Below are 25329 nucleotides of genomic sequence, written 5' to 3' on the forward strand. Positions count from 1 at the left end.
ACATGACAATAGTAACGCTGGCGCGCGATGCTCGACGTGACAACATAAAGATGGCTCGCTCCGCTCGACATGACAATAATGGAGCGAGACATGACAATAGTAACGCTGGCGCGCGATGCTCGACGTGACAACATAAAGATGGCTCGCTCCGCTCGACATGACAATGTAGACCCCTTTGTCATGTCGCGTGCAGCGAGCCATTTTGCCAGCCAGAGTGTGGTGTTTGCTATGACAAATACCTTTGATCGGCGGTGTGGATGAAGGCTGCATCCTATGATTTACACTCAGTGGTAGAATGACTGCTGCGGGTCACAAGTCGGAATAATGTCACGATACTGCCGAACACCAGTGAGGAAACACTACGATGCAATGGTTGCGACGGTTATTTGGGCAATCAGACACAGCACCCGTATTGTTGTTGCACGTCCGTTGTGCCCGATGCGGTGCAGTCGTGCAGGCACGCATTCACCTCTACAACGATGTGTCGGTGGAGTATGACGAGCGTGAAGAGGTGAAGGGGTATTGGATTCGGAAGGAATTGATGGATGACCGCTGTTTTCGTCTGATGACGGCCGAGTTACGGTTTGATCGACAACGGCGGTTGATCGGTCAGGAGATCAGCGGCGGCGAGATCATTACCGCCGCCGAGTTTGAAGCTGTGCGGGCCAATCGTGGTACAACTGTGTAGCGCATTGTCCTGCTTATGCCGCAACAATGAGACCACCGTCGACCAACAGTTGCTGACCGGTGATATAGCCATTGCGCGGCGAGAGCAAGAAGGCAATGGCTTCGGCAATCTCAGCCGGCGTGCCATAGCGACGCAGCGGGATCCCTGCGGTCGTGCGTTGGGCAATATCGGCGGGAGAGACCCCTTCACGCGCAGCGTAGCTCTGGTTCCAATCTTGAATACGTTCGGTGAGAATATAGCCGGGTGCAACGGCGTTGACCAAAATCCCCTCTGGACCCAACTCGAGCGCTGCCGTTTTGAGTGCGTTAACCAACGCAGCGCGTAAGGCATTCGAGAGGGCAATACCGGGATGCGGGCTTTTGACGGTAAAGGAGGAGATCGCCACCACACGCCCACCACCGCTCTGGCGAAAGAGAGGCAAGGCGCAGCGCAGGAGGCGGAGAGGGGCAACCACCATGACATCAAACGAGCGTCGCCACTCTTCATCATCGATCTCGGCCAAGGGTTTGACCGGCGGGCCGCCATAGTTGAGCAACAACGCATCGAGCCGACCAAACTGCTGCGCCGTCTCGATCAGATGGGTCGTTGTCGTCTCTGACGCCAGATCACCGGCCACCGCAACGATCTGAGCTGTAGGCACTTCAGATTGGAGCAGCGCTACAGCTCGCTCTGAAGTACGGCTATTGATGATGAGGGTATATCCCTCTTGTGCCATCCGCCGCGCGACGGCAAACCCAATCCCTTGGGAGGCACCGGTCAGGATTGCCACACTCATGCCGCCTCCTGCCGCTCCAAAAAGTCGGTCCGCACCGGATGGAAGAGATCAAAAAAGAGCGAGTCTTCTTCCATTATTGCTTCGTGTTCGATGCCACCGGGAATATGGACAATATCCATCGGCCCAAGTTCTTGCCATTCGTCACCAACACGAAAACGTACTCGTCCGCTGAGGACCAATGTCATTTGCTCGTGAGGATGGCTATGGGCAGGCGCCACCGCACCCTTGGGCGCTTCAACACGCACCGCCATCAGTTCTTGGCCGGCAAATGGGCGGAGCGTCATCGCCCCAATCGCAAAGCTCTTAACGTCAGCAGTATGGGCCGTCTTCACACAATGCCTCCTTCTAAAAACTGCCGGACGAGTGTGTGAAACACAGACGCCTTCTCAATCTGCACCCAGTGGCTACACCGACCAATGAGATGCAAACTGGCATTCGGCAGATGCTCCATGAGATAGAGACTCGTCTGATACGGCACTATCTTATCAGCGTGGCCGTGTAAGATCAAGACGGGATGGGTGATCCGACGCAACGCTGAAGGTGGCACGACCAATTGATCAATAGCTTGTTGGCGTGGACGCGGCCACATTGCGATAAAGCTACATTGCACATCTGGCCGCAGGGCGGCAGCCAGGCGCATATTGGCAATCTCGTCGAGACGATCGCGGATAAAATCTTCATCGTAAGCAAACCAACGAATAGCGTTCCGCATGGTAGCGAGTGTTGGATCTTCGTAGAATCCCCAGATGCGATCAAGTTCGGGGGAAAGCGGACACGGGCCACCAACCGGCCCCATCAAGACCACACGCTGAAACCGATCAGGTGCTTCCATCAGGAGATGGAGAGCAATCGCGCCACCCAATGAATTCCCAACCAGATGTACACGAGGGATGGCAAGGGCATCGAGCAGGTGCAATAGTTGGTCGAGCCATAGCCGCAACCACGGACGAACGCCTTGCGGTGGTGGATTGGGGTGGCTACTGTCACCATAACCGATTAAATCGGGAGCGAGACACAGAAACTGCTGACCGAGTTCGGGGATGGCCAACTGCCAGTTGGAGAAGCCGGTAGCGCCGGGGCCTGAGCCGTGAATGAACAAAACCGCTTCACCGGCACCAAACCGGTAGAGCGAGGTCGTGTACTGACCGGTAGGAATGGTGATCTTTTCCATGGCATCTCCGAAGGTACAAAAGCGAACACCCAGAAACTTACTGCGCGCTACATGACAACACCATCATAAAGAGTAGCTTCGATTCGGTAAACCGTGCTATTCGCCATAGTCGAATGGCAGTCAGGTTGCACCCCAGACCCAGCTAATGGTCTACCATCGTCTTACCGCCGGTTACGTGCTATACTGGGCACAGGCCATCGTTGCCGCAGAACAACCGCGAGATCGGCTACGCTATCAGTTGACCGAGAGTTGCAATGTGGACGACCACCGGCGACGACCGGCGAAAACCCGTGTCGCCCCGCACGGTTGGGCGGGGCCTAACAGCGTGTTGAAGGAGTACAATCATGCGCTATGGAGATTCCAACTGGCGGTCTACCCAGCGGATTCGGCTGGACATCAATAACGTGTTTGGACCGAACGGCCTGACCTCGGCAGAAATTGAAGCAGAGGCAGCGCGAGCGGCAGAAGCCATTGCCGCCGTACAGAACCGGCGCACCGAGCTAGGTTGGCCGTTGTTGCCGGAACAAGATGTGACGCCGTTTGAGCAATTTGCCGCCGCGCACCGTGACCGGATTGACACCTTTGTTGTGCTGGGAATAGGCGGCTCGGCGCTGGGGAATATTGCCGTGCAGACGGCAATTAATGGACCGTTCTATAACCTCTTGCCGCGCGAACAGCGGGGGTGGCCGCGTTTGTTGGTGCTCGACAACTCTGATCCCGAATTGAATGCCGGTGCGCTACGTACCCTCGATTTGAAGCGGACGATGTTCAACGTGATTAGCAAGAGCGGCACTACTGCCGAGACGATGGCGTCGTTTCTCTATTTTCGGCAGGCATTGGTTGAAGCGGTAGGTGAAGAGAAACTCGGCGATCACATTGTACTGACGACCGATCCGAGTAGTGGCTTCTTGCGCCAGATCGGTCAGCGCGAGGGATGGACGATGTTTGACCTACCCCCAAAGGTGGGCGGGCGCTTCTCGGTATTAACGTCGGTAGGTTTGTTATCGGCGGCAATGACGGGAGTCAATCTGCGCGAGCTGCTGGCCGGGGCGGCCTACGGCGGCGAGCTGGCAGCCAATCCCGATCCGCTGCGGAATCCGGCAGCGCTAGGTGCGCTCGTCAATTATCTCTGCTTCCGCAAGGGAAAGCCGATTGTAGTGATGATGCCATACGCCAACCGGTTGCGCGATGTCGCCGACTGGTTCGCGCAACTGTGGGCCGAGAGTTTGGGGAAAGCGGTTGACCGACACGGTAAGACGGCGCGGGTTGGGCAGACACCGGTAAAAGCACTGGGGGCGACCGATCAACACTCGCAGGTACAGCTTTATATGGAAGGGCCGTATGACAAGCTGATCAATTTTATCGCGGTTGAGAAGTATGCTGAGGATGCCCCCATTCCAACCGCTTACGAGGATCTGGAGGGGGTGAGTTATCTGGGCGGTCATACGATGGCTGAGTTGATACAAGCCGAACAGCAAGCGACGGCAATTGCGTTGAGTGAGGCGGGTCAGCCAAATATGACGCATATCTTCCCTGAGATTAATGCCTTTACGCTCGGCCAGTTCTTTATGTTGATGGAAATGCAGACGGCGATTGCCGGTGAGTTGTACGACATCAACGCCTTTGACCAACCCGGCGTCGAGGCAGGGAAGATCAATACGTATGCCCTGTTGGGACGACGCGGATTTGACGAGCGACGGGCTGCCATTGCAGCACGAGCGCAGGCATTGGATGCACGTTGGGTGGTGTAACCCTGTAGAGCCGCACGGCGTGCAGCTCCATCATCCAATCGCAGGAATGAACGATGGAGCGCTGAACGCCCGTGCGGTTGTGGTGGTTGGTACAAAGCTGCACGGCGTGCGGCTCCATCATCCAATCACAGGAATGAACGATGGAGCGCTGAACGCCCGTGCGGTTCCGCCATTCAATAACCAGGATGTGATTATGTCTACGTGGTTCCCGCCCCCCTTATGGGTATCATCGGCGGTCTGCACCGTGATTGGTCTGATCGGTGGTAGTGCGTTCTGGTGGGCATCGCGGGCATGGAGTATCTTTATCGCGTCCTTCCTGTGGGCGCTGATCGGGACGGTAGGCACCGTGATCGGGCGCAGCGCCGGCGAGCGGTTGCGTTACGGTGATTGGAAGCATGCCACCCGGCTGGCACCGGTGCAGACTATCGTGCCTATGAGCGGATTTCTGGGTGTCGCCTTGCTGGTTGGCGCACCTCTGAATACGGATCAGATGTTGGTCATAGGGGGAATTGTGCTGGCGTTGGCGGTTTTGTTTTGGATTGGGTTGCCGCTCACCTCGCCATTTCGGGAGCGGAAATAAGCTGAACGCAAAGGCGCAATGACCGCAGGGTCGGAAGGATCCTCAGACAGGCGTCCCGCTGAAGCAGGAGCTTGCTGCGGGCGCTACGCGCCCGTGCATTGACAGTAGGGGTGCGCCCTACGTAAGGACAGCAGGGGAGCGCGGGCGGCCCGCCATGATACGATATCATAGCAACGCTATGCCCTATTGCCACCACACATGACATGTACGGAGTGCGGATCATTATGGAGCACCAATCACCACCATTACCAATCTACCCGCTTGCCGAATTGGTCGTCTTGCGAGCCGGATGGCGCGCTGCCGGCTTGAGGGTGGTGCTGACGAATGGGGTGTTTGATCTGTTGCATATCGGCCATGTGAACTACCTGACGGCAGCGCGCGAGCTGGGGGATCGGTTGATCGTGGCAATTAACAGCGACGAGTCAACCCAACAGCTTAAGGGGCCGTTGCGCCCGATCGTGCCGGCGGTGGAACGCGCCGCGATCATCGCTACGCTGCGCTGCGTTGACGCAGTAACGATCTTTGCCGAACGCACCGCTGAAACGGTGGTGGCGGCACTCGCGCCTGATGTGTACGTCAAAGGCGGCGATTACGGCCACGGCGCTGCCATCGATGAGGCACGATTGCCGGAGGCGCAGATTGCGCGCGCACACGGCGGCGAGGTTCGGTTGCTGCCGTTTCACGATGGCCACGCCACAACCCGGTTGATCGAACGAATTGTGGCGCGGTATGGCAGGGAGTAGGGGCACATGGTCGCGTTGGGAGACGCACGGCCGCCGGTATGTGGTTTGGAGACGCACGGCCGTGCGTCGCTATTAGGTGATTTGGATGAATAGGTTGGCGACCCGTTCGGCAAACCGCGAAATGTCGAACAGATGCCCATGTTGGGCTTGACCCGACCCCTGATTACCAATGAAGGTCGCGGCGTCGGCGAGGCACCAACCCAATGGCGCACTCGCAACGCTAGCAACGTCGGTTATTGACAGCTTCCCACGCGGTACGGCCATGGCGGTGAATGAATTGGCCTGCGCAATGAGACTCCGGCTGAGGGTGAGATTGGCAACACCCTCGATCACGTTGCCGTCGAGCAACAAGCGTGCACAGACATCGTCGTCGAGGACAAAGGTTGCTTCACCGTCTGACCGGCGCACGATCGATTCCAGCAACGCAAAGCCAATACTCAGACTGACGAGATGATTGCCGCGCAGTTGCACTGTTCCCATATACGCGGCATGGATCGCCATCCGCGATCCGCCCGGTTCGTTGGGTTGTTGATCGAGCCGGAGCAGATTGGCAGCACGTGACGCAACCAGTTCAACCGGGGCAGGCATACCGTACAGACTGACGATGCCGTCAATGCGATTGTGTTCGAGCACCACTAGATCGTCTTCATCAAGCAAATCGACGATCGCGCCGAGGCTATTTTCATCGACGGCGCGGCGCCGGTGCAGCATGAGTGCGGCGCCGGGGCTCGATTTGACCGCGGCGGCACGCAGATCGAACAGAATGTCGAGCAGCGCAACGGCACTGGCTTCGACTTGATTGAGAGCAAATTCCAGCTTGCGGAGTTGGAACAACTCGGCAAGGGGAGACGACTCGATCATGTCTCTGAGCGGCTCTTGCAACTCACGGAGCAGGAGCGCGCGTTGATCGAGCGTCAGTTGGGCTAGTTTTCTCGCGGCCTTGACCGCCAGCTCGTACCATTCGGGTGCAAGTACCAACCGCTCATCAGCGAAGAGATCGGCGAGCAGCGGGATTTGGGCTTTGGCGAAGAGATTGCGCAATGGCGGGAAGGTGCGGTCGGACACCGCCGCCGTGAAGATGTTGCCGCTCAGTCGCACATCATCGCCGCCGGTGATGGCAACGAGGGCACTGCCATCAATGAATTGCTCTTGGTTGAGCCGGCCGGGCAGGGTGAGACCGCTGATTACACAATCGGCCATGATCACCCGCAGGCAACGATCAAACGAGAGGGCCGCTGTCCCTGCTTCGGGGATGAAGGCAATGTCAAGAGCGAGATTGCGCAGCGCTACCGAATCAAACCCGCTTAACTGCAGCGGGCCACCAAAACGCACACTGGTGGCCGGGCCACAGCCCTTGATTTCAAGCACGAACGGTTTGTTGGCGGGCGCGAGATCGAGTCGGATACTCCCAGCAGCGTGACGGCCGGCGCGCAAGCAGAGGCAGATGCGACGCTCGCCGCGAGCGAGCAACTCTTTGAGAGCCGTTTCAAGATCGGGAAACTCGCCGTCGTCGCCGACACTTACACAACAGTCGCCGCCACGGGGCCGCTGGCAGAGGATGTCGAGCGCCTCTTGCACGGTGCGGGCATCGGCCAGATCGGAGCACGTACCGGGTTGGTAAGCCACGTTGCTGGCGCGGCTGAGGTTGGCGTTGAAGAAGACGTGCGGCAAGACCGGTTCTCCGGCACTATCGAGAAATGGCTTGCCGTCGATCTCGACCAAGAAGGCTTCGGCACGCTGGCTCTGGACGGCGGGGCCGAGTTGCCACTGGCAGGAGTAGATACCGTTTGGACCGGCAGTCACTTCAACGCTCTGGTCAGTGGCGCCGCCAGCAGTGAGTTGGCCGGCAGCAGTTTGGGGCACGATCCGAAAGCGCACGCGAGCATTGGTGACCGGTTGCTGGCCGTTGGTGACGGCCACTTGCAGCGGTTGGGCGAGCGTCGCGCCGGGCAGCGCCTCTTGACCATCGCCGCCAACGGCATAGAACCGGATCAGCTCAGTCAGGGGCGGAAAGAGCCGGCGGCAATCGCTGCGTTTAGTCCATACGCTACCATTAAAGTCAAGCAGGGCTAATTTGCAATAGGCATGGTGGATGCCGTGCGGGCGTTGCGACATCGGTACACCGCCGGTACGCGGCCACTCGATATCGCCGGTGACAGTGCGGGCCGGAATGAGCCAGTAGTCGCCGGGACGGAACGTACCGTCCTTGAGCCGGATCTGCACCCCTTGTTCGAGTTCGGTCCACGTCGCTGCACCGGTAGTGACGACTAGCTCACCGGTATCAGCAGGCATATCCCAGCGGCGCAGTTTGGGGTTGGGACCGAATACGCTGTAGGCGATTGTTTGCCCGCCCGGATCGATGGTGACAATATTGTCTTCGACTTGCAGCAATTTGACCAGCAGGCCCGGTTCGCCCCGCTTGTCACGCGCATCATCGGTCAGCTCGACCCACTGGTTGGGCGCGAAACCCAATACCTCATCGCGGCCAGTACTGGCGACAATCAAGCGATTGGGATTCAGCGGATCTTGCCCGCTCCAGCCAACTGCCACCGAACCGTTTTCCCGCGACCACTTGAGCGCAATACGGGTGTTCGAGACGATCCGATGCACTTCAACCCGATAGAGCTGGTTTTCTAGCCCGCGATAGCCGGCTTGGGCCAGCACGACGCAGGGATCATTGACGGTTGGGTCGGGTTCGGCGCGAGCTTCGAGCATACCGCTACTGCCGGCCAGCAACGCATCCCACGCCGCGTTTGGCGCGGCGCAGTCGAAGGTTGTGCCGGGATCGCCGGCACGCAACAGCTTGACTTGCGCCATTACCTGCAAACGGGTCGTGGTGTCAGGACCGCCGAGCGCGACTTCGCGGATAGCAGCATCTTCAAGCACGGTTACATGCCGTTCCCAGACATCGAGATAGGCCAGATAGACCCCGGCGGACAGCGTTGCATCGGCGGCCAAGCCAGCCACCTGCGCTAGGGTGGCGACGGGCAGATCAGGTTGAGCGGTGATGGCAACTGTCTGCTCGTTCTCGACACGGATGCCGGCGACGTAGTAGCGACCGGCAGTGATGTTGAGCGTGCTGCCAGCAACGACGATATCAAAGCCAGCTTGGCCCTGCGGGCCGCCGCAACGCCCGATCAGATCGGTGCAAGCCGCGCGCTCATCGGCGAGATCGATCGCGAGTTGCTCGTTCCAATCGGCATCGAGGGCGACGCGCCCCTGTTGGTTGAGCACACCGCTGTAGTGCTTCGTGCGGTCGAATGTCCATCGGGTGAAATCACCGTGCATACAAGGCTCCTTTAGAGTAGAGGCGCAAAGCGGGCAAAGGCGCAGAGTATGTGAACGCAAAGGCGCAAAGGACGCAGAGGGATTTGTTGGGTTATGAAGGAAGCCATACTCATACCTTTACGGTTGCATATCGTTGGTCTGAACGAGTTGCGCAGACTGGCGTCACGATGCAAAAAAGACCCCGGCTTCAAGACCCACCCGCAGATACTCAGCGAGGGCAAGGCGCAAGTTAGCGAGGCGTTGGATCTGTTGCACGAGATGGAAGACACCGAGCGCACCGCTGTCTTCAGCACCTTGAGAGATGGCGGCGGGGCACGAGCGAGCCAGTTGCATGTAGGCAGGATGGCCCAACTGGGTACTGGTAAACGATGGTGTTACTGAGAGGGTTACAGCGCTCCGTTGGGCAGCGGTGAGGGCAGAGACAGGTCGGTTGCGGGCAGCGGCGAAGGCGGCGAGGGCGAGATCAGGTTGGCAGCGGAAGCGGCGTGGCGCTCGCGAGCCGGCGGCAAGAAAGCTGAAGCGGGTGCAACCGATCTGGCGGCGTGCAACCAGTACCCGGCCAAGCATAATGCTTTCAGAGATGAGATCGATTTGGCGCACGCGGACTTCACCGCGCACCGTGCAGTGAATAAAACTGGCCGGCGGTCCGATCCTCTCGCCATTGGAGGCCGCACATGCGGGCACGGCCGGCGCGAAGGCGTCGAGGATTGCATCGCTGGCAATCAGACCATCCGAGTCTTCTGCCACATGCACCGCGCCGCTGATGCTCCGGGCCAGTTCGAGGTGCAAATCAGGGTTGGGCGCGGCGGCGTGGATGCTGGGCCGGTTGAGAAACTGGGGGTTGCCGGCACCGTCGAGGCGCCAACCGGGCAGGAGAGTACAGTGGTGGATGGCTAACCGTTCGAGGCTGCCGACGGCCAGATCGATCCCGCCCTCGATCCAGAAACCATTGAGGGTAAGGGAGGCGCGATCGCCGTTACCGGCAACGCGCAGGCGATCGGTGAGGCGGATGAGCGGACGCTGACCATCGGCGGCTTGAATTGCTAGCACCCGGCCGGGAGCCATGGTGATCGCCAGATCTTCGGCGTAGGTGGCACTGTCGAGCACAGTGATGACGCCGGTGGTCGCAGATGACGCTTGCCACGCCGCAATGGCCGCAGCAAGCGCCGGATGGTCGCCGCCGCCACGTTGGGCAACGGTGAGGGCCAGATCGCCGGGAGCAGCGATGGCGAGCGTGGCGAGGCGGGGATAGGGTCCGCCGCCGATGTCAGCAGCGAAGCCGTAGGTGTAGCTGACCATAAGATCAGACGGCACAACCCCGGCGGGGAAGGCAAGCCGTCCACGCTGCGGATCAACCGCGACCCGGATCGGCAACGACTGGCCGGCGTAGGTCTTGCTGGTTGGCGGACGCCGCCAATCACTGAGATCGCAGATCAGGATCTCGGCAGCAGGGATCGGGACAAACTGACCAGTACCGTCGGGGACAGCGATCTGGAAGACGGGACGGGCCGGATCGAGATAGCTGCTCTTGACCGGGCGACCGGCGGCAATGCCGGCACGCACCGCTTCGAGATCATCGTAGAGAGCGCGGCGGCGCAACGGCAACGGTAGATCGGGTTCGGTCGCAAGCTGGGTAATCTCGATCTCGGTGCGGGGGCGATTAAAGAGCGGGATGTCGTTGCCGAGCGGGCTGAAGAAGTAGCGGCCATCGGGCGGGTTACTTACCGGCTGCGGCGAGACGCCTTGCACGGTGTAGGACTGCAAACGGGTTAAAAACAGGCCAAGGTTGGGGATGTTGTAGCGGCCACGGCCAGTTGCGATCCGGCGTACTTCGGCGGTATGGTTGACGGTTTCGAGCGGGCCGCCGGTCAATTCGAGCGCATTGGCGTTGCGCAACGAGGCGGTGGCCGGGCTATGCAGGCGAACGTGGTTGAGATGCTGGGTCGTTGCCAGCCGCTCAAAATACTCGACGGCGCGGCAAGGCCAGCCGGTGACATCGCGGGCCAACTGTTCGAGCACGGGGGCAGTGCCTTTGCGGCGACGGTAGCGCAGCGTATTGGCGACATAAGCACGCTGACTGAAATCGGCTACTTCGTGCAACTGACGCAGATGGCGTACCCCAAGCAGATCACCAATATAGGGAACAACCCACTCGGCACAGGTCTCAATGAACCAGTCGTCGTACAAATCACCAATATCGGCTTCGATGCGGAACAACTCCTCACCGATGATGGTAAGAAGCGCACGTAGTGGCTCACCACACTCGGCATCGCGAGTACGGTAGACGGCCGGCAAGATTTCATACAGACGGTCACGGGGCGATGGGTTCATAACATTCCTTTGGGGGATATCACCCCCAGCCCTTCTCTCCCACGGGATGAGAGAAGGGACGCTACTGGACCAGTAGCGAAGACCATACTGGCGATCACGGCGCCACCACCTCAACAGCTTGCATCACTAACTCGATCCCGGCGGGATCGATCAGCAGCAATTCGGCTGGGATGATGGCGTGGCCCGTCTGCCGCGCTGGTGAGGCGGCCAACAAGGTGGGATGCGCACCGGTGCGCCCGCTGGTATACGCCAGTTGGTCGAGATCGATGGCAATTACCCCGGCTTGCGACTGCATCACGGCAATCACTTCAGCGGCAGTCACCGGTTGGGCAAAATCGCGCTGAGAGAAGGAGAACGCCGTGAACAGCGCTTGCGCGATGGCGGTTTCTACAGCGGGAGCGAGATAGCGCGCGTCGTAACGAACGGTCGCCTTGAGCCGAAACGTCAGCGAGATGAAACTGGTCAGTTCGACGACCACGGTTGGATCGCGCACGGCATCGATTGCGTTGCGCAGGCTGGCGAAGAGCGGATCGGACGGCGTGATCGGTTTGCCGCTGGCGCTGGCGAGGGTGAGATGGACAACAAGCTGCTCGCCGCGGCGAAACGCTGATGCCTGCGCCTTGCCGATACCGGCGAAGGCGGCGGCAAAATCGGTAAAATCCTGCAACGAGACAATCCGGTCGAGGGTTAGCACCGTCTGCGGCGCATTGGCTCGTGCGCTCTCCAGTGTTTCCGGATCGGCGGCCCCACTGGCGGGAAGCGGGTTGATCACGCTGCGCACACCGGGCGGGCGGGTCTTGAGCAGAGCAATCGCGCCAGCGCCAACCTCACCCTCTTGACCAATTCCAAACCGGTAGGTCGCGGTCACATTTTCGGCGCCGGTGGGCAAACGCGCGCCGTGAATGCCATCGCCGAACTGCACCGTCGCCGAATGATCATCGTCGAGGCGCACCATATACTGCTCGTCGTGCGGGCCGGCAAGATAGAGCGATAGCGCTTCGCGCCACGCCACACCATTGACGCGCACGGTGAGAGTCGGAGCAACGCCAGACGGTGTGCTAGCCGAGAGATAGGTCAACGGCGACTTCTTGAGCTTAAAGCGTTGGTAGGTCTGGCTGCCATCACCGCTGCCGATCGGGGTTAGGGGTACCGTTTCGCCGTGGGTTGCAGCCACGACATTGGCGTAGATCATCGTCGTAGAACGGATGAGGCGGATCGCGCCCAACCCCTGATCGCGTAGCACGATGGTGGTAAAGCCGGGATTGGGGTAGACCGCCTCGACAAAGACCACCACCGCGGTAGGCTGTTCGTCGCGCTCGTTCACCTTGCCGTTGACGATCAACGGCTGGCCCTTGACCAAATCTCGCACTACACCGGCTACCTCGATCCGATTACCAGTGACCGGATCGGGAATTGGCTCTTCGGCCAGCGGCAACGGCTCGCTCTCGGCTAACACCACCGTCTCGCGGCGCTGAAAGCGGGCGATGTTCTCATTCGTGTCAACAGTCAGGCGCGTGACCTGCCCAGAGAGACCAAAATTGGCAACACCCACGGGTTCGTTACCGGTCACGCGGTAGAGTTCGGCATAGCCGGGAGCAAGCAGCGCCACCCAACTACCCGGCACGATCGTGGGATAAGCGGTATCGAGATCGATATGGCGCTGGCTGCCATCGATCGCAAAACCGGGCCATTCGTTGGCCGTGCCGCCATACGCTCGTTTCACCTCTGCCGGCATCAACCGCCAATCAGGCGCGTTGAAGCCGAAACGGCGTGCGCTGCGGCGGAAGGCAAAGGCTTGCGGCTGGGCCGCCGGCAGCATTTGCGGGCGGTTCGAGCCGAGGCCGGGCGCCCATGTGACGACGGTATAACCACCGGCAGCATCAGGAAAGGTCTGTACCGACAACACCCGGCGCAGATCCCAGCGTTCATTGCCGGGATCGTGCTCGCGTTCGGCGCCAACCAGCAGCAGATAATCACCCGCTTGCAAGCGCGTCGCGACGCCAGCCAAATAGAGCATCGTCACACCCTTGCTCAGGTCTTGGGGACGAGTGGGACGCGGACGCAGTGCATTCCACGCCTTGCGGGCGACAAACTCGACGCTAGTCTCGAAAGTCTGCGGCAGTTCACCCTGTTTGGCCGGGATGCTCTGCACTTGGGTCCCGGCAGGAATCACCGTCTCGGCCGGCGAGACGGGCGTGTCGTCGAGAGTAAAAGCAAGGTAGACTGCAGCAGCGACACCGGGCTTGAGTTCGCAGCCGATCGCGCGAGCCAACTGCAGGACCGAGCAGCGTTCAGTTGCGGTGCGGAGAAAACCCTCGTTGGCGATCCGTTCTTGGTAGAAGGTCAACACATCGGCCAGTGTCGCGGCTGCATCGAGCAAAGCGAGCGACGGATCGGCGGCGTCGCGGGTGACCAGCGCGGCGAGCGGGCGCTGGCCGGTCGAGCTGGCCTGCTGCGACAAGCGTGCTATCATCCGACGCAAGAACGAGCGGTGTGTACCGAAGCGGTAGCGCACCATCGGTTGGTCAGGAGGGTTCGCATGGGGCGAGGGTAACGACTCGCGCTCATCGCAGCCGCAAGGAGACTGTTCGGTATGACTCATGAACCACCCTCCATGATGAACTCAATCCGACCATGCTCAGGCCGGTTGGGGTCGTTATCACAGCGGATAATCTCGCGCCGGCCAACATCAAGTTGGCCGTTGGCCAACTCGCCGCGCGGCGGTTTGCCCCAGCGTTGGAAACGCACCCGCGTTCCCGCCGTCTCGATCCAGCGCACACCGGGAATGGACATCGCGGCGGCAATGATGTGGCTGAGGTAGAGCGGTTGGCCAAAGGTGAAGTTGTCGGGGTGAAAAAACTGGCGCGCGCTGAAACGTTCGAGCAGCGCAACCTTGACATTGGCGGCGAAATAGCCAGACTCGACACAAATCACAAACGCCAGATCAAGCGGCACATAGACCGGCCCGTCAATCTCGATATCTTGCCCAGCCATCCGGTAGCGTTCGAGAAAGGCACGCAGGTCGGCTTCAAACGCCGTATCAACCGGCAGGCCACCACGCCGATCAACGGTAATAAAGATCGTGTACCAGCTTCCCGTCCAGCGCCGAGTAGCCATTGCGCGTTGCACAGCCGGATGACGTTCAGCCATAGCTGCATAGTCGGCAGGAGTCACAGCCCGCTCTTGGCGGCGAAAGGCTTGCGACGCAGACTGGCGAATCGCCTCAAGCGCCTCCGGCTCGCTGCCGCCGAGGGCCGGCAAGGGGTTACGCACCGCGCGAATACCGCTCTCGTTGGTGACGATGTGGGCTAGCGCATCGGCGCCGATATTGCCGGCAGAGCCACCACCTACCCGGTAGTGTGCCACCAACCCTTCGCCGATCACTGGCGCGCGCCCCGTGCGGCCATCGCCAAAGCGCAGGAACAGGCGACCGTCGTTCTCCAGTTCGCCGACAAATTCGGTTTGAAAGCGATTGCTACCGAGCAGATCAGGTACTGGCCGCCACACCCCAGAGGGACTCGCCAGTTCAACAGCGGGCAGAGTCAACGCAGGTGCGGCGGCACTCACCAACCGCGAGGCCGGGGTGGTGCGATCGGCTGGCTCGAATGGCGCGACAAAGGTCACGCTGGCCCGCGCCAACGCAGGCCGGTAGCGAAGCGAATCGCCGACCGGCGGCAACAACTCGGCGGGGAGGGTCTCACCGTGATCGGCCAGCACAATATTGCCCAACGCCACACTGGCCGGCTGGCGCGCTGCTCCGCTCTCGTCGCGATCATCGGGCGGCACTGCTACCATCGTCAGATCGAGGATAAAGGGCAACGCATCTTCGTCCGTCCACTCAATTTCGGTCACGGCTACCGGTGTGGTAGATGGCGGATCGGCCAACTGGCCGCCGAGTGGATCGGTCGCCGCGGTGACGTGGGTCAGGCGAACAGCGTGGCGGCGGGTGGGATCGGCATCGGCGCGGTAGCCGGTGATCGGACTGCGCTGCTCAATAAAGGCTAGTACATCGCCGGGATACAAATGAGAGCTAAGATTACCGCGCAGCGTGGCGCGCGTAGTACCGATAGGCAGGCAACAGCCTTCATCACCCCACGTATAGAAGTCGATCAGGTTCAACGCCGGATCAAGGCGTATATCGTGCATTGTCTCGAAGACTAGTGGCTGCTGTTGGCGAGCAAGGGCCAGTTCGGCGGAAGCGGGCAGCAAGCGCGGCGGCGCGCCGCCGACTTTGGTCAGCACGGGGGTACGGGCCGGCAGGGTACATGGCGCATCAACCTGAACCTGCACCCACACCCGCGCATTCGCGCCGTTGTGGGGCGCGTAATCAAGCAAACGCGCGTGGCGGCGCAACGACACCCGGCGGCGCGCCGTGCCAAGATAGGCTTCAGTGGCGACCGCGTCTTGATAGTAGCTGAGATAATCGCCGATGTAGGCCAACCCCTCGACAATCGCCACGCCAAGATCGGCTGGATTACGCTCGCGCCAAGCGGGTGAGACGGCAGCTAGCCGGTCAAAGAGCAATTGGCGCAAACTGGCGTAATCGCGAGCCAGATAATTGATCGGCGGCGACTCATAGCTCTCTGGCGGGCAATCGGTAGCCGGAGCGCAATCGAATTCACTGGGACACTCAACTTTGAACGCGAACTCAATATGGCTGAGGATAGGATCAAAGCCGGCAGGCGGACTCGGATCGGTAGGCGAACGGACAAGGCGCAGCGCGTAGGTCGAAAAGTCGCCGGCCAGATCGACCCGCACTACCAAGATGCGATCGGCGGCGGATAACCCATTGTAAAACGTTCGCTCGGCGCTGGTGATGCGCCCGCGGCAATATCGGCGGGGCTAGCATCAGCAGCGCGCAAAACCCAGCGTACCTTCACGCCGGTGACACGCACACCGCCGGTTAGCTGCACATTGGCCGCGCCGAGACCCCACGGCGCCGGCTTGATCATCTGCACCAGCAGCGTCTGTTGCGGCGGCGCACCGGCAGGCGCGTCGCGATCGAGCACTTCGAGCAAATCGATCCCGTTGAGCGGGATGGCAGACGTGCTCAGCACTTGCGCTCGACGCGGATTTGCACAGTGGAATTGGATACTCATACTGTTAACCGTTATTTGATGTTGCTAGCGCCACAGGCGCAGAGGAGGCTTAGATAGCAATCGCCAGCGATCCGCTGCCTTCCCCGCGTGAGAAACGCCATTCAGCCGGCCACCTCAACCACCCGGCGCTGCTGAGTACGCTGCACCACATACTGCACCGTCACCCGCAACGTTGCCTCCTCAGACTCGATCACCACCGCCTCAACCCGGATCACCTCGCCGAGATACTCTTGCAACGCACCCTGAACCAAGAACTCTAGTGCGGCGGCCAATTCGGGGCTATTCGGCGCAAAGAGCAACTGGCGCACGCCAGCACCGAAACGAGGCCGGTTCACCCGCTCGCCGGGGGCGGTGAAGAGCAGTTGCTCGATCATCTGGCGAATGTGGGCATCGTCATCGGCGCACGCCGTGCGACCGCCGCCGTCAATGGCATAAGGAAACGCGATGTGCATCATTGCCCCCTGACCCGCATTTGGGTCATCACGATATTGACCGGCGTGCCATTCGGCACACAGGTGGCTTGGCTATCTTGCAACAACACGGGTTGACCGCCGGCGCGCACACGAGTTGCGCCGGTTGTCCATTGAGCGTTCACGCAGGGCATTGGATTCGTGCCGGTCGTGAAGGGACATCCGGCAACCGTATGCGGCGCGCTGAACGTCACCACCGGTTGGCCGCCCACTCGCACCCGTGGATTGGGTGCGGTGGCTTGGGCTTGACCACCGTGCGCGCACAGGATGGTCGCACCAACGTGTAACCGCCACATCGGCAGCGCGAGCCGGCGCCGGTGGACGGCGAGCCGGTGCAGAATCGCGGGTTGGTTTGCGCACAGTGATGTTGATCATAGCTGTTTGTGTACTACAGAGAACGCTAGGGCTTGTATGGGAACCTCTCCGTCTCACGACCGCTACTGCCACCCCCGGTAGAGCGCCAACGCGATCTGCTGGCCGATCCGCTCAGGCCGCACCCCCGGCGCTAATCGGAACGCGCCGCTGTCAAGCGTCTCGATTGCGCCGGCGCTGCTCAAGCCTGCCGGTATGCCCTCTTCTGCCAGCAACCGGCTCAACTCCGCGATCAGCGCCGCTCTGACGCGCTCGCGGTCAATGACCCCAAAGCCGATCAAGACGATTTCCGCAATCTCTATCTCAATCGTAACCGCCATCGCACACCCCATCGGTAGCCGTCGCTAACACCCCCACCCCCGCAATTCTGTCTCGGTCAGCGGTTTGTCCAATTTGGCGTATTCGCTGTGCGCCGCGCTCAAGATATGGCGCATCCCGACCGGTTCGCCGGCATCAGCGGCAAGAAAAGCGGCATTCAAAGCGATGCTGCGAATGTTGCCGCCGGCCAGATTCAATTGCGCCAGCCGTACCCAATCCAACCCAGCCAGAGGTGTGGCGGGCGGGAAGACCCGCTGCCAGATGCGCCGGCGTTGCGCTGCATCGGGGAAGGGAAAGTTGACAATAAAGCGAATACGGCGCAGGAAGGCGGTGTCAATCGCTTGCTTCATATTGGTAGTGAGAATAGCCAAACCGCGGTATGCCTCCATCCGCTGCAAGAGGTAGCTCACTTCGAGGTTGGCGTACCGGTCGTGACTATCTTTCACTTCGCTGCGCCGGCCAAACAGCGCATCGGCTTCGTCGAACAACAGAATCGCGCCCCCGCCTTCGGCAGCGTCGAAGATGCGGCGTAGATTCTTTTCGGTCTCGCCGATGTATTTGCTCACCACCGCACTTAGGTCGATGCGGTAGAGATCGAGCCGCAACTCGTTGGCTAACACCTCGGCAGCCAACGTCTTGCCGGTGCCGCTTGGCCCCGCAAAGAGAGCGCTAATCCCCAACCCGCGTTCGCCGCGCTGAGCAAAGCCCCACTGCTCGTAAACCCGCACCCGTTGGCGCACGTGCGCTATCATTTGGCGCAGCGTTGCCATGTGCTCGTCCGGTAACACCAGATCGTCCCAACCTGCCGCCGTCTCAATCCGCTGGGCCAACCCATCGAGGCGGAGGCGAGCTTGCCCGCGGCAGGCTTCCCACCAATCGGCGGCAGAATCGGTCGTGACCGCCAAGCCGGCAGCGCGGATGGCGTTGGCATTGAGGGTGAACTGTGCCAGCAGCGATTCAAGTTGGCCGTTGAGGGCCAGACTGCGTTCACCCAGTATTTGTTGCCAGATCAATCGTTGCTCGGTACGACTGGGTTGCGGCACATCAACCCGCATGATCAGCCGGTCGCCGGACGGCAGCGGATCGGCGCTTGCCAGCAACACCATACCCTGTACCCGTTCCAGCCACCCAAGCCACGCTCGCGACGTATCGCCGTCGTCCACCGCGATCAGTGCCAGCGCGCCGCTCAACGCCGCTTCTCGCTCCCACAGGCGGGCCAACAACTCTTGCTCGGCAGGGCCGGCGGGCACATCTTCGGCCCGCAGCAGGTACACTACCCGCCCCAGTCGCTCGCCAATCGCAGCGGCAAGCGCCTGCCGACTGAACGAATCGCTGCCGCAGATCTGCACCGGCGGCGCAGGTTGCTCTTCCCACAGCGCCGCAATCCGCTCCACGATTTGCCGATGCGAGGCCGGCAACGCCACTGCCGGCTCGAGCAGGCATACCAGCGGTTGCAAACGCCGGTCAAGCGTCGCCACACCGAGCAGGTAGTGCAGCACCCGCTCGTCGATCCGTAGCGGCGCAGTCGCAAGCGGCTCACTCTCGGCCAGCTCAATCAGTCGCCAGTGGCGAAGCGACGCCGTCGGCGTCACCGCGCTCCAGTGGGCAGCGGGCAGCACCGCCAGCGCCAACCCGATGGTTGGGCGGGAGCGGTGCGGATCACCCTGCGCTGTGGCACAGAGCGTTGCCAAACCGCTATCGAGTTCCACCCCCGCGCAGAGCAGCAGCAGTTCAGTCTCGAAATCGGTCAAGCCAAAGATGATGCGCAACCGCTCGATCGCCGGCAGTGCGGGCAACGCAGCGCGGGTAGCAGCAAGGGCCTGCCCGGCCTCGCGCAATCCTGCTTCGTCGCGCTCGCTGGTCAAGCGCCGCTTGATCACGTCAAGCGCCGCACTCAGATAACGCTGGTTAGCTGTCACCCAATCGATTGCCGTGGTCGTGCTCATGGGATGATCACCGTTGGCCCGCTAAACTCGCTTCCGCTTACGTCAAGTTGACTTTCGGCCCCGTCTACCTGCACCCGCACCAGATAGGTTCCCGCCGGCACGATGTCCGTCGTGAGCGTGAGCGTCGCATCAGTATCGTTGGGTGGAGGCGCCGGCGCGCGCGCCGGCAGCGGCAACGCGAACGAGCGCGGTGGCCGGTTGGCCGGCGGCGGCGTCTCGTTGAGCAAGAGCATCACCCGCTGCTGCTTACCTACCGGCGGCGTGAGGGTAAAGGTGAGGGTGACATTACCGTTGCCATCACGCAGGCCGGCAGTGGCACTGACCATTGGCGACAAGATGAACGCTGCCACATTCGATTCGACCCCACGATGCGGGGTGGGGGGCGTGCCGAGGCGCAGCCGGTGAACCACCTGCACCACCTGCACGCCGGCCCGTAAGCTTGCCGGCAGCGCGACAATGATCTGCGTACCGGTCATCTGATCAGCCGGTACCGCCACTTCAGTCTCGCCAAGCCGGATCACGACATCGTTACCGCGCAACTGCTGGCCACGGATCACCAACCGGTAACCGGGCAAGATCGGCTGCTGGAAGCTCACCGGATCGTTTGCGGTGCGTTGTGAGCCGAGTTGGGTGATACGCGGCTGGCTGAGCGGCAGCACATAGAGATTGCGCCGACGCACCGGCAGCGCCCGTCGGGTAGGCCGCCGGCTCTCGATCAAGACCACCGATGCTTGGTAGGCCACGGTAGGCCGGTACGGTGATTGCATACTCGCCCAAATCTGTGAGACCTGCTCGAGATTCAATGGTTCAGGTGTAATTTTGATCTGTTCAATCTGATCGGCGAGATCGGCAGCCACTAGACTGGCGCGGACCGATCCCGGCAACGCAACGCCACTGACCGGCGTAGGAGGGGCCAACGCAATGCGGATAGCATCGCGGGATAGCACCGGCGTCTCATGCAAGAGCTGCATCGCATACCCCAACAACAGTTCGGCTAGATAGTCTTGGTCGGTGTAGGCAGTCAGCAAATAGTGCAGATCGAGCGCCAGCGGCGGATCACTGATCAGCTCGCCACGTCCCGATCGCGACGGCAAACCGTGGTTACGCCAGCCTGAGTTGTAGGTCACGTGGTAGAGAAAGAGGTTGAGTTGGCCGCTATTAGGAGTAAAGGCGGCGAGGGCCTGCGCCGGCGCCAAGACATTCACCGTCACATCACCGAGCGCGCCGGTGAGGTCGTGGTCGATCAGACCATCTTGCAGCAGATCGCGCAACACGGCAGTGACTGCGGCAATCGCCAGCGCATTGCTCATCGCGTTCCTCCCTCGCGCCGACGCAGATACTCGTCAAGGCTGACCCTTGGAGCCGGCAGTTGCGGGCGGGGACGCGATGGCGGTGGCGACGATACGGCACGCACTTCCACCTGCCCGATGTTCACAGTGATACGTGGCGGATGCGGCGGCGTCACCAGTTCGCGCGGCGGCGTCACCGGTTCGCGCGGCATAACCGGCGCCGGCGCTCCCGGTTCGCGCGGCGGATCTGATGCGCTGGCCGGCTGAAACGAAATGACAGACGCCGGCGACGCGGCGGCAACATCCGGCAGCCGCGGTGGATTAACGGCGTTGGCCGGCGCCGGCAACCCGCACAGATCGACGAAACCTGCCAGACTCGCCGGCGCAGTGCGCTCGCTGTTCACCTCGCTCACGCCAAGATCAGGCGAGATACGCTCCGGCGCAGCAGGCGGGGGCGTCGATGGACGCCGTAGCTCGCTGCCAGTGGTTGGTGGTGGCCCCCACGCCGGCAGCGGAGCTACAGGCAACGGCGGAACTTGCCGGCGTTCAACCGGCGGGATCACGCTGGTCAGCGGTACGGAAGATGGCTCCACCCGCACCGGCGGCGACCCCGGCGTGACCTGATCACCCACCTGTACCGGTGGCGACCCCGGCGTGACCTGATCATCCACCCGCACCGGCAGCACGGCCACCTCACCGCCGAATGGCGTAACCGGCTCGAACCGGACCGGCAATCGCGGTTGCACCGCCCCAGCCAGCTCGCCGAAACTGCACGCCAGCAGGTTAGCCAGCGAATCGTTCATCGTTCACCATCTGCAAATACAAGGCGCGCCGTTGCGGGCTCAGCGCCAGAATCTCGCTCTCGCGCCAGCCGTAGGCGCGCGCCAGCGTATGCACATCGCCCAACAATCGCCGCGCCCACCGATCCAATTCTTGCCAGACAAATCCGGTAACATCGAAAGGCGCGGCCCACGTGTGGCCGCAATTGGGACAAGCCAACTCAATCCGCAGATCGAGCAGCGGATCGGCGTTCGCCATCGCAGTCGCCACCGCCGCCAATGTCTCATCAGACAGCATCGCCGGCGCATCGATCAAACAGCGTTCAACCAGGCAGCGAATGGCAGCCGGGCCGAGTGGCAACCCCAGCAGATCAGCGCTAGCCGGTAGGCGAAAGGCGAGTTGTTGGCCGCCAACGTCAAGCTGTTGCACCACCGTTGCCGGCGCTAACGCGCGCAGAGCTGTCGTCGCCAACGCAAACTCTAACCGGGCGGCACAGGCCGGGCAGACCGCAACACACTCCATCTGCGGGCCAAACAGCCATTCCCGCACCAGCAACAGCAAACCATCACGCACGCCCACCGGCAACTCGGCGACGGCTGTCTCTGGGAACAGCGGCGCCAACAACGCCAACACCCGCGCGAGCGGCGGTTGCGCCGCACCCGCTTCCCAAATGTTAAGCAACGTCGCTGCGGAAATGGCCATCGTTCACCTCATGAACGCAACGGTGCCAAATGCGGGATGGGCATTGAATCAGCGCGCCCCTTCCCTGCTTACTGCGGTTCAGTGAAGCTCGGCTCGTCCGGCTCGCCAAGAGCGTAATCGCGTTCCCAACCCTCATTCTCCAGCTTGATGCTCTGAATGGCGACCGCATTGGCGTTGGCGTCAAGCTCAGGCAGAGCCTGATACTCCGATACCCAACAGCGATAGACCCGGTAGGCGATAGCCAATTGGCCGGCCTCGTTATAGACCTCAATAATGATGTCTTTACGAAAATCCTTCAGCGAGACTTCGGCTCCTAGTCCAGAACCGTAATTCCAGACCTTATTCGCCCACTTCTCAAATTCGGTGTCGTGCGTCACACCCCGCTCAAGCGTGATCGGTTCGTACTTGGTGCGTCCCGGCGACTTGCGCACATTGCTCGCATCGCCGCCCTCCCGATGCTCGACCACCTCGGTAGCACGTTTCAACGCCGACACCTTACTGACCCCGGCCACGTACCGGCCATCCCACTTGATCCGGAACTTAAAGTTCTTGTAAGGATCGAACCGCTGCGCATTTACGCTAAACTGAGCCATACACTATTCCCCCTGTACAGGCACAACGTGTTGTGCCCTCGCTTGCCTTATTCCACCTGCCCAGCCAACTGCTGAATCTTGATAATCACAAACTCAGCCGGCTTGAGCGGTGCAAAACCAACCACGATGTTCACCACACCCATATTGATGTCGGTCTGGGTCGTTGTCTCACGGTCACACTTCACCAGATAGGCTTCGCGCGGCGAACGGCCCTGAAACGCGCCTTGCCGGAAGAGGGTCTGCATAAACGCGCCCACGTTCAGCCGGATCTGAGCCCACAGCGGCTCATCGTTCGGCTCAAACACCACCCATTGCAGACTGCGGTAGAGCGTCTCTTCGATAAACAATGCCAACCGGCGCACCGGGATGTACTTCCATTCCGAAGCCAACTGGTCAGCACCGCGATAGGTGCGCGCTCCCCAGACCACATTGCCGCTCACCGGGAAGGTGCGCAGACAATTGACACCGAGCGGGTTGAGTTGGCCCTGTTCCCCATCAGTCAAATTGACCGCCAGCGCTCGCACGCCAAACAGCGTCGCATCCTGCCCTGCGGGAGCCTTCCACACACCGCGTTGGGCATCGGTGCGGGAAAAGACGCCGGCCACCGCACCGCAAGGAGCAAACTCTTCCAGCCGGTTCTCGCGCAACGGGTCGGGAATCTGCACTCGCGGAAAATAGATCGCCGCATGATCATCACGCGCCACTGCTGCGCTAAACGTGCCGATCCCCCCCACCGCCGCAGCGATGCTCCGCCAGTTCGATGGCGCATCGATAATTAAAAACGCACGCTCGTCGCGACAAAAACGCAGCGCCGCCGTCCACACCGATTCGGTGACATCGGTATCCCGGGTAAAGGGCGGAATACAGAGCAAATTAAAGAGAGCGGACTTGCGCAACGCATACATGCCGGTCTTTGCATCGAAATCACCTAAATACTGGGTGTGGGTCAATGCGCTCCCATCCGTGCCATTCGTTGCTGGCGCAGCATCGGCTACAACTGCTGGCCGCACCGTAGGAAAGGCGCCGGGATGCGGATCAGGCACGCGCAACAACAGCGACTCTTGGGCCAGCACCGTACCGACATAGCGCGGCGCCACCGGATTGATCGACACATTGCGAAACGTCTCGCGCCGCACCGCCTGCACCGGATTCGTCCCCGGAATAATCTCGACGACGGTCAGATTAAACTCATCGGGTTGCAATGGTTCGCGGGTCGCATGGTCAATGCTGATCCGCAAATGGTTGCCCCACATACCTTCGTTGCTGGCATCCAGCGTCAGGTTATCGGTCCCGCTCGCGGGCGAAAGATTGAAACGAGCCGCAGTCGCACCATTGATCAGGCGCACAATCACGGCATCAGTGCCGCCGTTGAGGAAGAAATGCTGCACCGCATAACTCATCGTGCTCGCTTCCCACAACCCCCCAAAGAGCCGCTCGTAATCGCCAAAGTTTTGGATCCGCACCGGATCCTGCACCGGCCCGCGCCGCGCCCGCCCGACAAAAGCGGTAATCGACGTCGCCACCCCGGTGATCGTGCGCACACCGCTCGGAACCTCCTCAATGTAGACACCCGGATACGACAAAGTGACCGGCATACTGTTGCTCCTTGCGATAGCCCGAAAGGTATTGTTCGTCCGGCGCCATGGATAATGGCAGCGTAACCTGATTGTGAGGAGGTATCATGCTGCTGTTGGCAATGGCAGTCTACGCTGCATCGCGCCCGATCAGCACCTCAACTGTCACCGGCTGCGCCGTTGGGTTGGAAAAAGTAAAATCGAGATTGGCCGTGCCCAGCCGCGCTACTGCCCCAGTGCCGATCAGCAGATGTGGGCCGTCGAGTGTGACTGAGCTACCGTCATCGACGGTATAAATCAATGGCGGCGTTGCATCATACCGGCTCGCCGAAATTAAAACAAAGCGCACCGTACCGCCGCCCGACGGCGCGGCGAAATTGGCTTGGCCCGGTGTAGCGCCGCTAGCCGCCGCGATCTGCAATTGGCCTTTCAAATAAACATCAACCGGCAGCGTCTGAGATTCGGTCTTCCGCGGCCCCCCGGCCACAGTCACGCTCAGCGTCCACTGAATACTTTCCGGCATACGCAACCCTCCTCGCGCACACGTCACAGCGGACCACAAGACATCGACGGGAACTACCTGAAAGGTATCAGGCGGATATCAACTTGGCTGAAGCGTGACCGAGAAGAGGAGAAGGAAGGGGAATAGTGAGAGAGTTATGATCAGCGGTGAGCTTTCTCGGTAGTTAAGATCGCTCTTATATTATAGCTATGCTGTCAAGATGTCAAACTTCAGTACGTGCGCCTTATTGCAAAGAACGTCACCTCAGCGCTTATTTTGCAACCAAGTTGATGTCATTGCGAGCCGCAGAAGGGCCATGCTGCGCATTGCCCGGCGCGGCGAAGCAATCTCCTGCGA

General features: G+C 60.9%; 22 protein-coding genes. 4 read left to right on the forward strand and 18 right to left on the reverse strand.

Features of this window, described 5'->3' with window-relative positions; translation table 11 throughout:
- The first annotated feature begins 364 nt into the window (after positions 1 to 364).
- On the forward strand, positions 365 to 688 hold the full coding sequence (locus ACP5OT_RS16630) for a hypothetical protein (protein ID WP_424677218.1): 324 nt from the start codon (positions 365 to 367) through the stop codon (positions 686 to 688).
- Between the two features lie 13 nt (positions 689 to 701).
- Here ACP5OT_RS16630 and ACP5OT_RS16635 read toward each other — a convergent pair whose 3' ends face one another.
- From ACP5OT_RS16635 to ACP5OT_RS16645, 3 genes are read right to left on the reverse strand one after another with little or no spacing between them, the layout of a single operon-like run.
- A complete protein-coding gene (locus ACP5OT_RS16635; RefSeq protein ID WP_428132772.1) occupies positions 702 to 1463 on the reverse strand; it encodes an SDR family oxidoreductase in 762 nt (253 codons plus the stop codon).
- Positions 1460 to 1795 carry a cupin domain-containing protein gene (locus ACP5OT_RS16640; RefSeq protein WP_424677220.1) on the reverse strand — a complete coding sequence of 112 codons (336 nt, stop codon included), beginning with the start codon at positions 1793 to 1795 and terminating at the stop codon, positions 1460 to 1462. The genes ACP5OT_RS16635 and ACP5OT_RS16640 overlap by 4 nt, the downstream gene beginning before the upstream one ends.
- Complete coding sequence (locus tag ACP5OT_RS16645) at positions 1792 to 2634, reverse strand: alpha/beta fold hydrolase (protein WP_428113734.1); 843 nt, start codon at positions 2632 to 2634, stop codon at positions 1792 to 1794. Before ACP5OT_RS16645 ends, ACP5OT_RS16640 begins: the two co-directional genes overlap by 4 nt.
- Positions 2635 to 2978: 344 nt before the next feature.
- On the opposite strand from ACP5OT_RS16645, the gene ACP5OT_RS16650 reads away from it, so the two are divergent.
- The 3 genes from ACP5OT_RS16650 (at position 2979) to ACP5OT_RS16660 (ending at position 5708) form a co-directional block, all read left to right on the forward strand.
- Positions 2979 to 4385 (forward strand): glucose-6-phosphate isomerase, encoded by a 1407-nt coding sequence (locus ACP5OT_RS16650; RefSeq protein WP_424677222.1) that lies wholly within the window; start codon positions 2979 to 2981, stop codon positions 4383 to 4385.
- Between the two features lie 193 nt (positions 4386 to 4578).
- Positions 4579 to 4965, forward strand: coding sequence for a hypothetical protein (locus tag ACP5OT_RS16655; RefSeq protein WP_424677223.1), 387 nt, complete (start codon positions 4579 to 4581; stop codon positions 4963 to 4965).
- Positions 4966 to 5189: 224 nt separating this feature from the next.
- Positions 5190 to 5708: an adenylyltransferase/cytidyltransferase family protein gene (locus ACP5OT_RS16660; protein ID WP_424677224.1), complete on the forward strand. Its 519-nt coding sequence runs from the start codon at positions 5190 to 5192 to the stop codon at positions 5706 to 5708.
- A 72-nt stretch (positions 5709 to 5780) separates the two neighbouring features.
- Here ACP5OT_RS16660 and ACP5OT_RS16665 read toward each other — a convergent pair whose 3' ends face one another.
- The 15 genes from ACP5OT_RS16665 to ACP5OT_RS16735 all read right to left on the reverse strand — a co-directional run bounded on the left by ACP5OT_RS16665 (position 5781) and on the right by ACP5OT_RS16735 (position 24993).
- On the reverse strand, positions 5781 to 8996 hold the full coding sequence (locus ACP5OT_RS16665; protein WP_428132775.1) for a DUF6519 domain-containing protein: 3216 nt from the start codon (positions 8994 to 8996) through the stop codon (positions 5781 to 5783).
- 162 nt (positions 8997 to 9158) lie between these two features.
- Entirely contained in the window at positions 9159 to 11327 is a 2169-nt protein-coding gene (locus ACP5OT_RS16670) for a hypothetical protein (protein WP_428132777.1), read from the reverse strand.
- 94 nt (positions 11328 to 11421) lie between these two features.
- Positions 11422 to 13929, reverse strand: coding sequence for a putative baseplate assembly protein (locus ACP5OT_RS16675; protein ID WP_424677227.1), 2508 nt, complete (start codon positions 13927 to 13929; stop codon positions 11422 to 11424).
- Positions 13926 to 16085, reverse strand: coding sequence for a putative baseplate assembly protein (locus tag ACP5OT_RS16680; protein WP_428132794.1), 2160 nt, complete (start codon positions 16083 to 16085; stop codon positions 13926 to 13928). Before ACP5OT_RS16680 ends, ACP5OT_RS16675 begins: the two co-directional genes overlap by 4 nt.
- Positions 16085 to 16426, reverse strand: coding sequence for a hypothetical protein (locus ACP5OT_RS16685; protein WP_428132781.1), 342 nt, complete (start codon positions 16424 to 16426; stop codon positions 16085 to 16087). Before ACP5OT_RS16685 ends, ACP5OT_RS16680 begins: the two co-directional genes overlap by 1 nt.
- 101 nt (positions 16427 to 16527) lie before the next feature.
- A complete protein-coding gene (locus ACP5OT_RS16690; protein ID WP_428113727.1) occupies positions 16528 to 16878 on the reverse strand; it encodes a GPW/gp25 family protein in 351 nt (116 codons plus the stop codon).
- Positions 16878 to 17198 carry a hypothetical protein gene (locus ACP5OT_RS16695; RefSeq protein ID WP_428132797.1) on the reverse strand — a complete coding sequence of 107 codons (321 nt, stop codon included), beginning with the start codon at positions 17196 to 17198 and terminating at the stop codon, positions 16878 to 16880. Before ACP5OT_RS16695 ends, ACP5OT_RS16690 begins: the two co-directional genes overlap by 1 nt.
- A gap of 135 nt (positions 17199 to 17333) precedes the next feature.
- Complete coding sequence (locus tag ACP5OT_RS16700; protein WP_424675751.1) at positions 17334 to 17588, reverse strand: hypothetical protein; 255 nt, start codon at positions 17586 to 17588, stop codon at positions 17334 to 17336.
- 24 nt (positions 17589 to 17612) lie between these two features.
- Entirely contained in the window at positions 17613 to 19532 is a 1920-nt protein-coding gene (locus ACP5OT_RS16705) for an ATP-binding protein (RefSeq protein WP_428132783.1), read from the reverse strand.
- Positions 19529 to 20842, reverse strand: a complete 1314-nt coding sequence (locus ACP5OT_RS16710) for a DUF4255 domain-containing protein (protein WP_428132786.1) — start codon at positions 20840 to 20842, stop codon at positions 19529 to 19531. Before ACP5OT_RS16710 ends, ACP5OT_RS16705 begins: the two co-directional genes overlap by 4 nt.
- Positions 20839 to 21624 (reverse strand): hypothetical protein, encoded by a 786-nt coding sequence (locus ACP5OT_RS16715; RefSeq protein WP_424675748.1) that lies wholly within the window; start codon positions 21622 to 21624, stop codon positions 20839 to 20841. Before ACP5OT_RS16715 ends, ACP5OT_RS16710 begins: the two co-directional genes overlap by 4 nt.
- Positions 21605 to 22303 carry a hypothetical protein gene (locus ACP5OT_RS16720; protein WP_424675747.1) on the reverse strand — a complete coding sequence of 233 codons (699 nt, stop codon included), beginning with the start codon at positions 22301 to 22303 and terminating at the stop codon, positions 21605 to 21607. The genes ACP5OT_RS16715 and ACP5OT_RS16720 overlap by 20 nt, the downstream gene beginning before the upstream one ends.
- 68 nt (positions 22304 to 22371) lie before the next feature.
- A complete protein-coding gene (locus ACP5OT_RS16725; protein WP_424675746.1) occupies positions 22372 to 22896 on the reverse strand; it encodes a phage tail protein in 525 nt (174 codons plus the stop codon).
- A 47-nt stretch (positions 22897 to 22943) separates the two neighbouring features.
- Entirely contained in the window at positions 22944 to 24491 is a 1548-nt protein-coding gene (locus ACP5OT_RS16730) for a phage tail sheath family protein (protein ID WP_428113782.1), read from the reverse strand.
- Between the two features lie 109 nt (positions 24492 to 24600).
- Positions 24601 to 24993: a hypothetical protein gene (locus ACP5OT_RS16735; RefSeq protein WP_428132788.1), complete on the reverse strand. Its 393-nt coding sequence runs from the start codon at positions 24991 to 24993 to the stop codon at positions 24601 to 24603.
- Positions 24994 to 25329 lie beyond the last annotated feature (336 nt).

It is taken from the genome of Chloroflexus sp., from assembly GCF_049970315.1.
Classification (GTDB): domain Bacteria; phylum Chloroflexota; class Chloroflexia; order Chloroflexales; family Chloroflexaceae; genus Chloroflexus.

What these genes read in the sequence shown, in the direction of transcription:
- ACP5OT_RS16645 (WP_428113734.1), bottom strand. Translation starts at nt 2,634, where the DNA reads ATGGAAAAGATCACCATTCCTACCGGTCAGTACACGACCTCGCTCTAC.
- ACP5OT_RS16670 (WP_428132777.1), bottom strand. Translation starts at nt 11,327, where the DNA reads ATGAACCCATCGCCCCGTGACCGTCTGTATGAAATCTTGCCGGCCGTC.
- ACP5OT_RS16655 (WP_424677223.1), top strand. Translation starts at nt 4,579, where the DNA reads ATGTCTACGTGGTTCCCGCCCCCCTTATGGGTATCATCGGCGGTCTGC.
- ACP5OT_RS16635 (WP_428132772.1), bottom strand. Translation starts at nt 1,463, where the DNA reads ATGAGTGTGGCAATCCTGACCGGTGCCTCCCAAGGGATTGGGTTTGCC.
- ACP5OT_RS16700 (WP_424675751.1), bottom strand. Translation starts at nt 17,588, where the DNA reads ATGGCGGTTACGATTGAGATAGAGATTGCGGAAATCGTCTTGATCGGC.
- ACP5OT_RS16730 (WP_428113782.1), bottom strand. Translation starts at nt 24,491, where the DNA reads ATGCCGGTCACTTTGTCGTATCCGGGTGTCTACATTGAGGAGGTTCCG.
- ACP5OT_RS16705 (WP_428132783.1), bottom strand. Translation starts at nt 19,532, where the DNA reads ATGAGCACGACCACGGCAATCGATTGGGTGACAGCTAACCAGCGTTAT.
- ACP5OT_RS16710 (WP_428132786.1), bottom strand. Translation starts at nt 20,842, where the DNA reads ATGAGCAATGCGCTGGCGATTGCCGCAGTCACTGCCGTGTTGCGCGAT.
- ACP5OT_RS16675 (WP_424677227.1), bottom strand. Translation starts at nt 13,929, where the DNA reads ATGAGTCATACCGAACAGTCTCCTTGCGGCTGCGATGAGCGCGAGTCG.
- ACP5OT_RS16735 (WP_428132788.1), bottom strand. Translation starts at nt 24,993, where the DNA reads ATGCCGGAAAGTATTCAGTGGACGCTGAGCGTGACTGTGGCCGGGGGG.
- ACP5OT_RS16630 (WP_424677218.1), top strand. Translation starts at nt 365, where the DNA reads ATGCAATGGTTGCGACGGTTATTTGGGCAATCAGACACAGCACCCGTA.
- ACP5OT_RS16660 (WP_424677224.1), top strand. Translation starts at nt 5,190, where the DNA reads ATGGAGCACCAATCACCACCATTACCAATCTACCCGCTTGCCGAATTG.
- ACP5OT_RS16725 (WP_424675746.1), bottom strand. Translation starts at nt 22,896, where the DNA reads ATGGCTCAGTTTAGCGTAAATGCGCAGCGGTTCGATCCTTACAAGAAC.
- ACP5OT_RS16720 (WP_424675747.1), bottom strand. Translation starts at nt 22,303, where the DNA reads ATGGCCATTTCCGCAGCGACGTTGCTTAACATTTGGGAAGCGGGTGCG.
- ACP5OT_RS16690 (WP_428113727.1), bottom strand. Translation starts at nt 16,878, where the DNA reads ATGCACATCGCGTTTCCTTATGCCATTGACGGCGGCGGTCGCACGGCG.
- ACP5OT_RS16665 (WP_428132775.1), bottom strand. Translation starts at nt 8,996, where the DNA reads ATGCACGGTGATTTCACCCGATGGACATTCGACCGCACGAAGCACTAC.
- ACP5OT_RS16650 (WP_424677222.1), top strand. Translation starts at nt 2,979, where the DNA reads ATGCGCTATGGAGATTCCAACTGGCGGTCTACCCAGCGGATTCGGCTG.
- ACP5OT_RS16685 (WP_428132781.1), bottom strand. Translation starts at nt 16,426, where the DNA reads ATGAGTATCCAATTCCACTGTGCAAATCCGCGTCGAGCGCAAGTGCTG.
- ACP5OT_RS16715 (WP_424675748.1), bottom strand. Translation starts at nt 21,624, where the DNA reads ATGAACGATTCGCTGGCTAACCTGCTGGCGTGCAGTTTCGGCGAGCTG.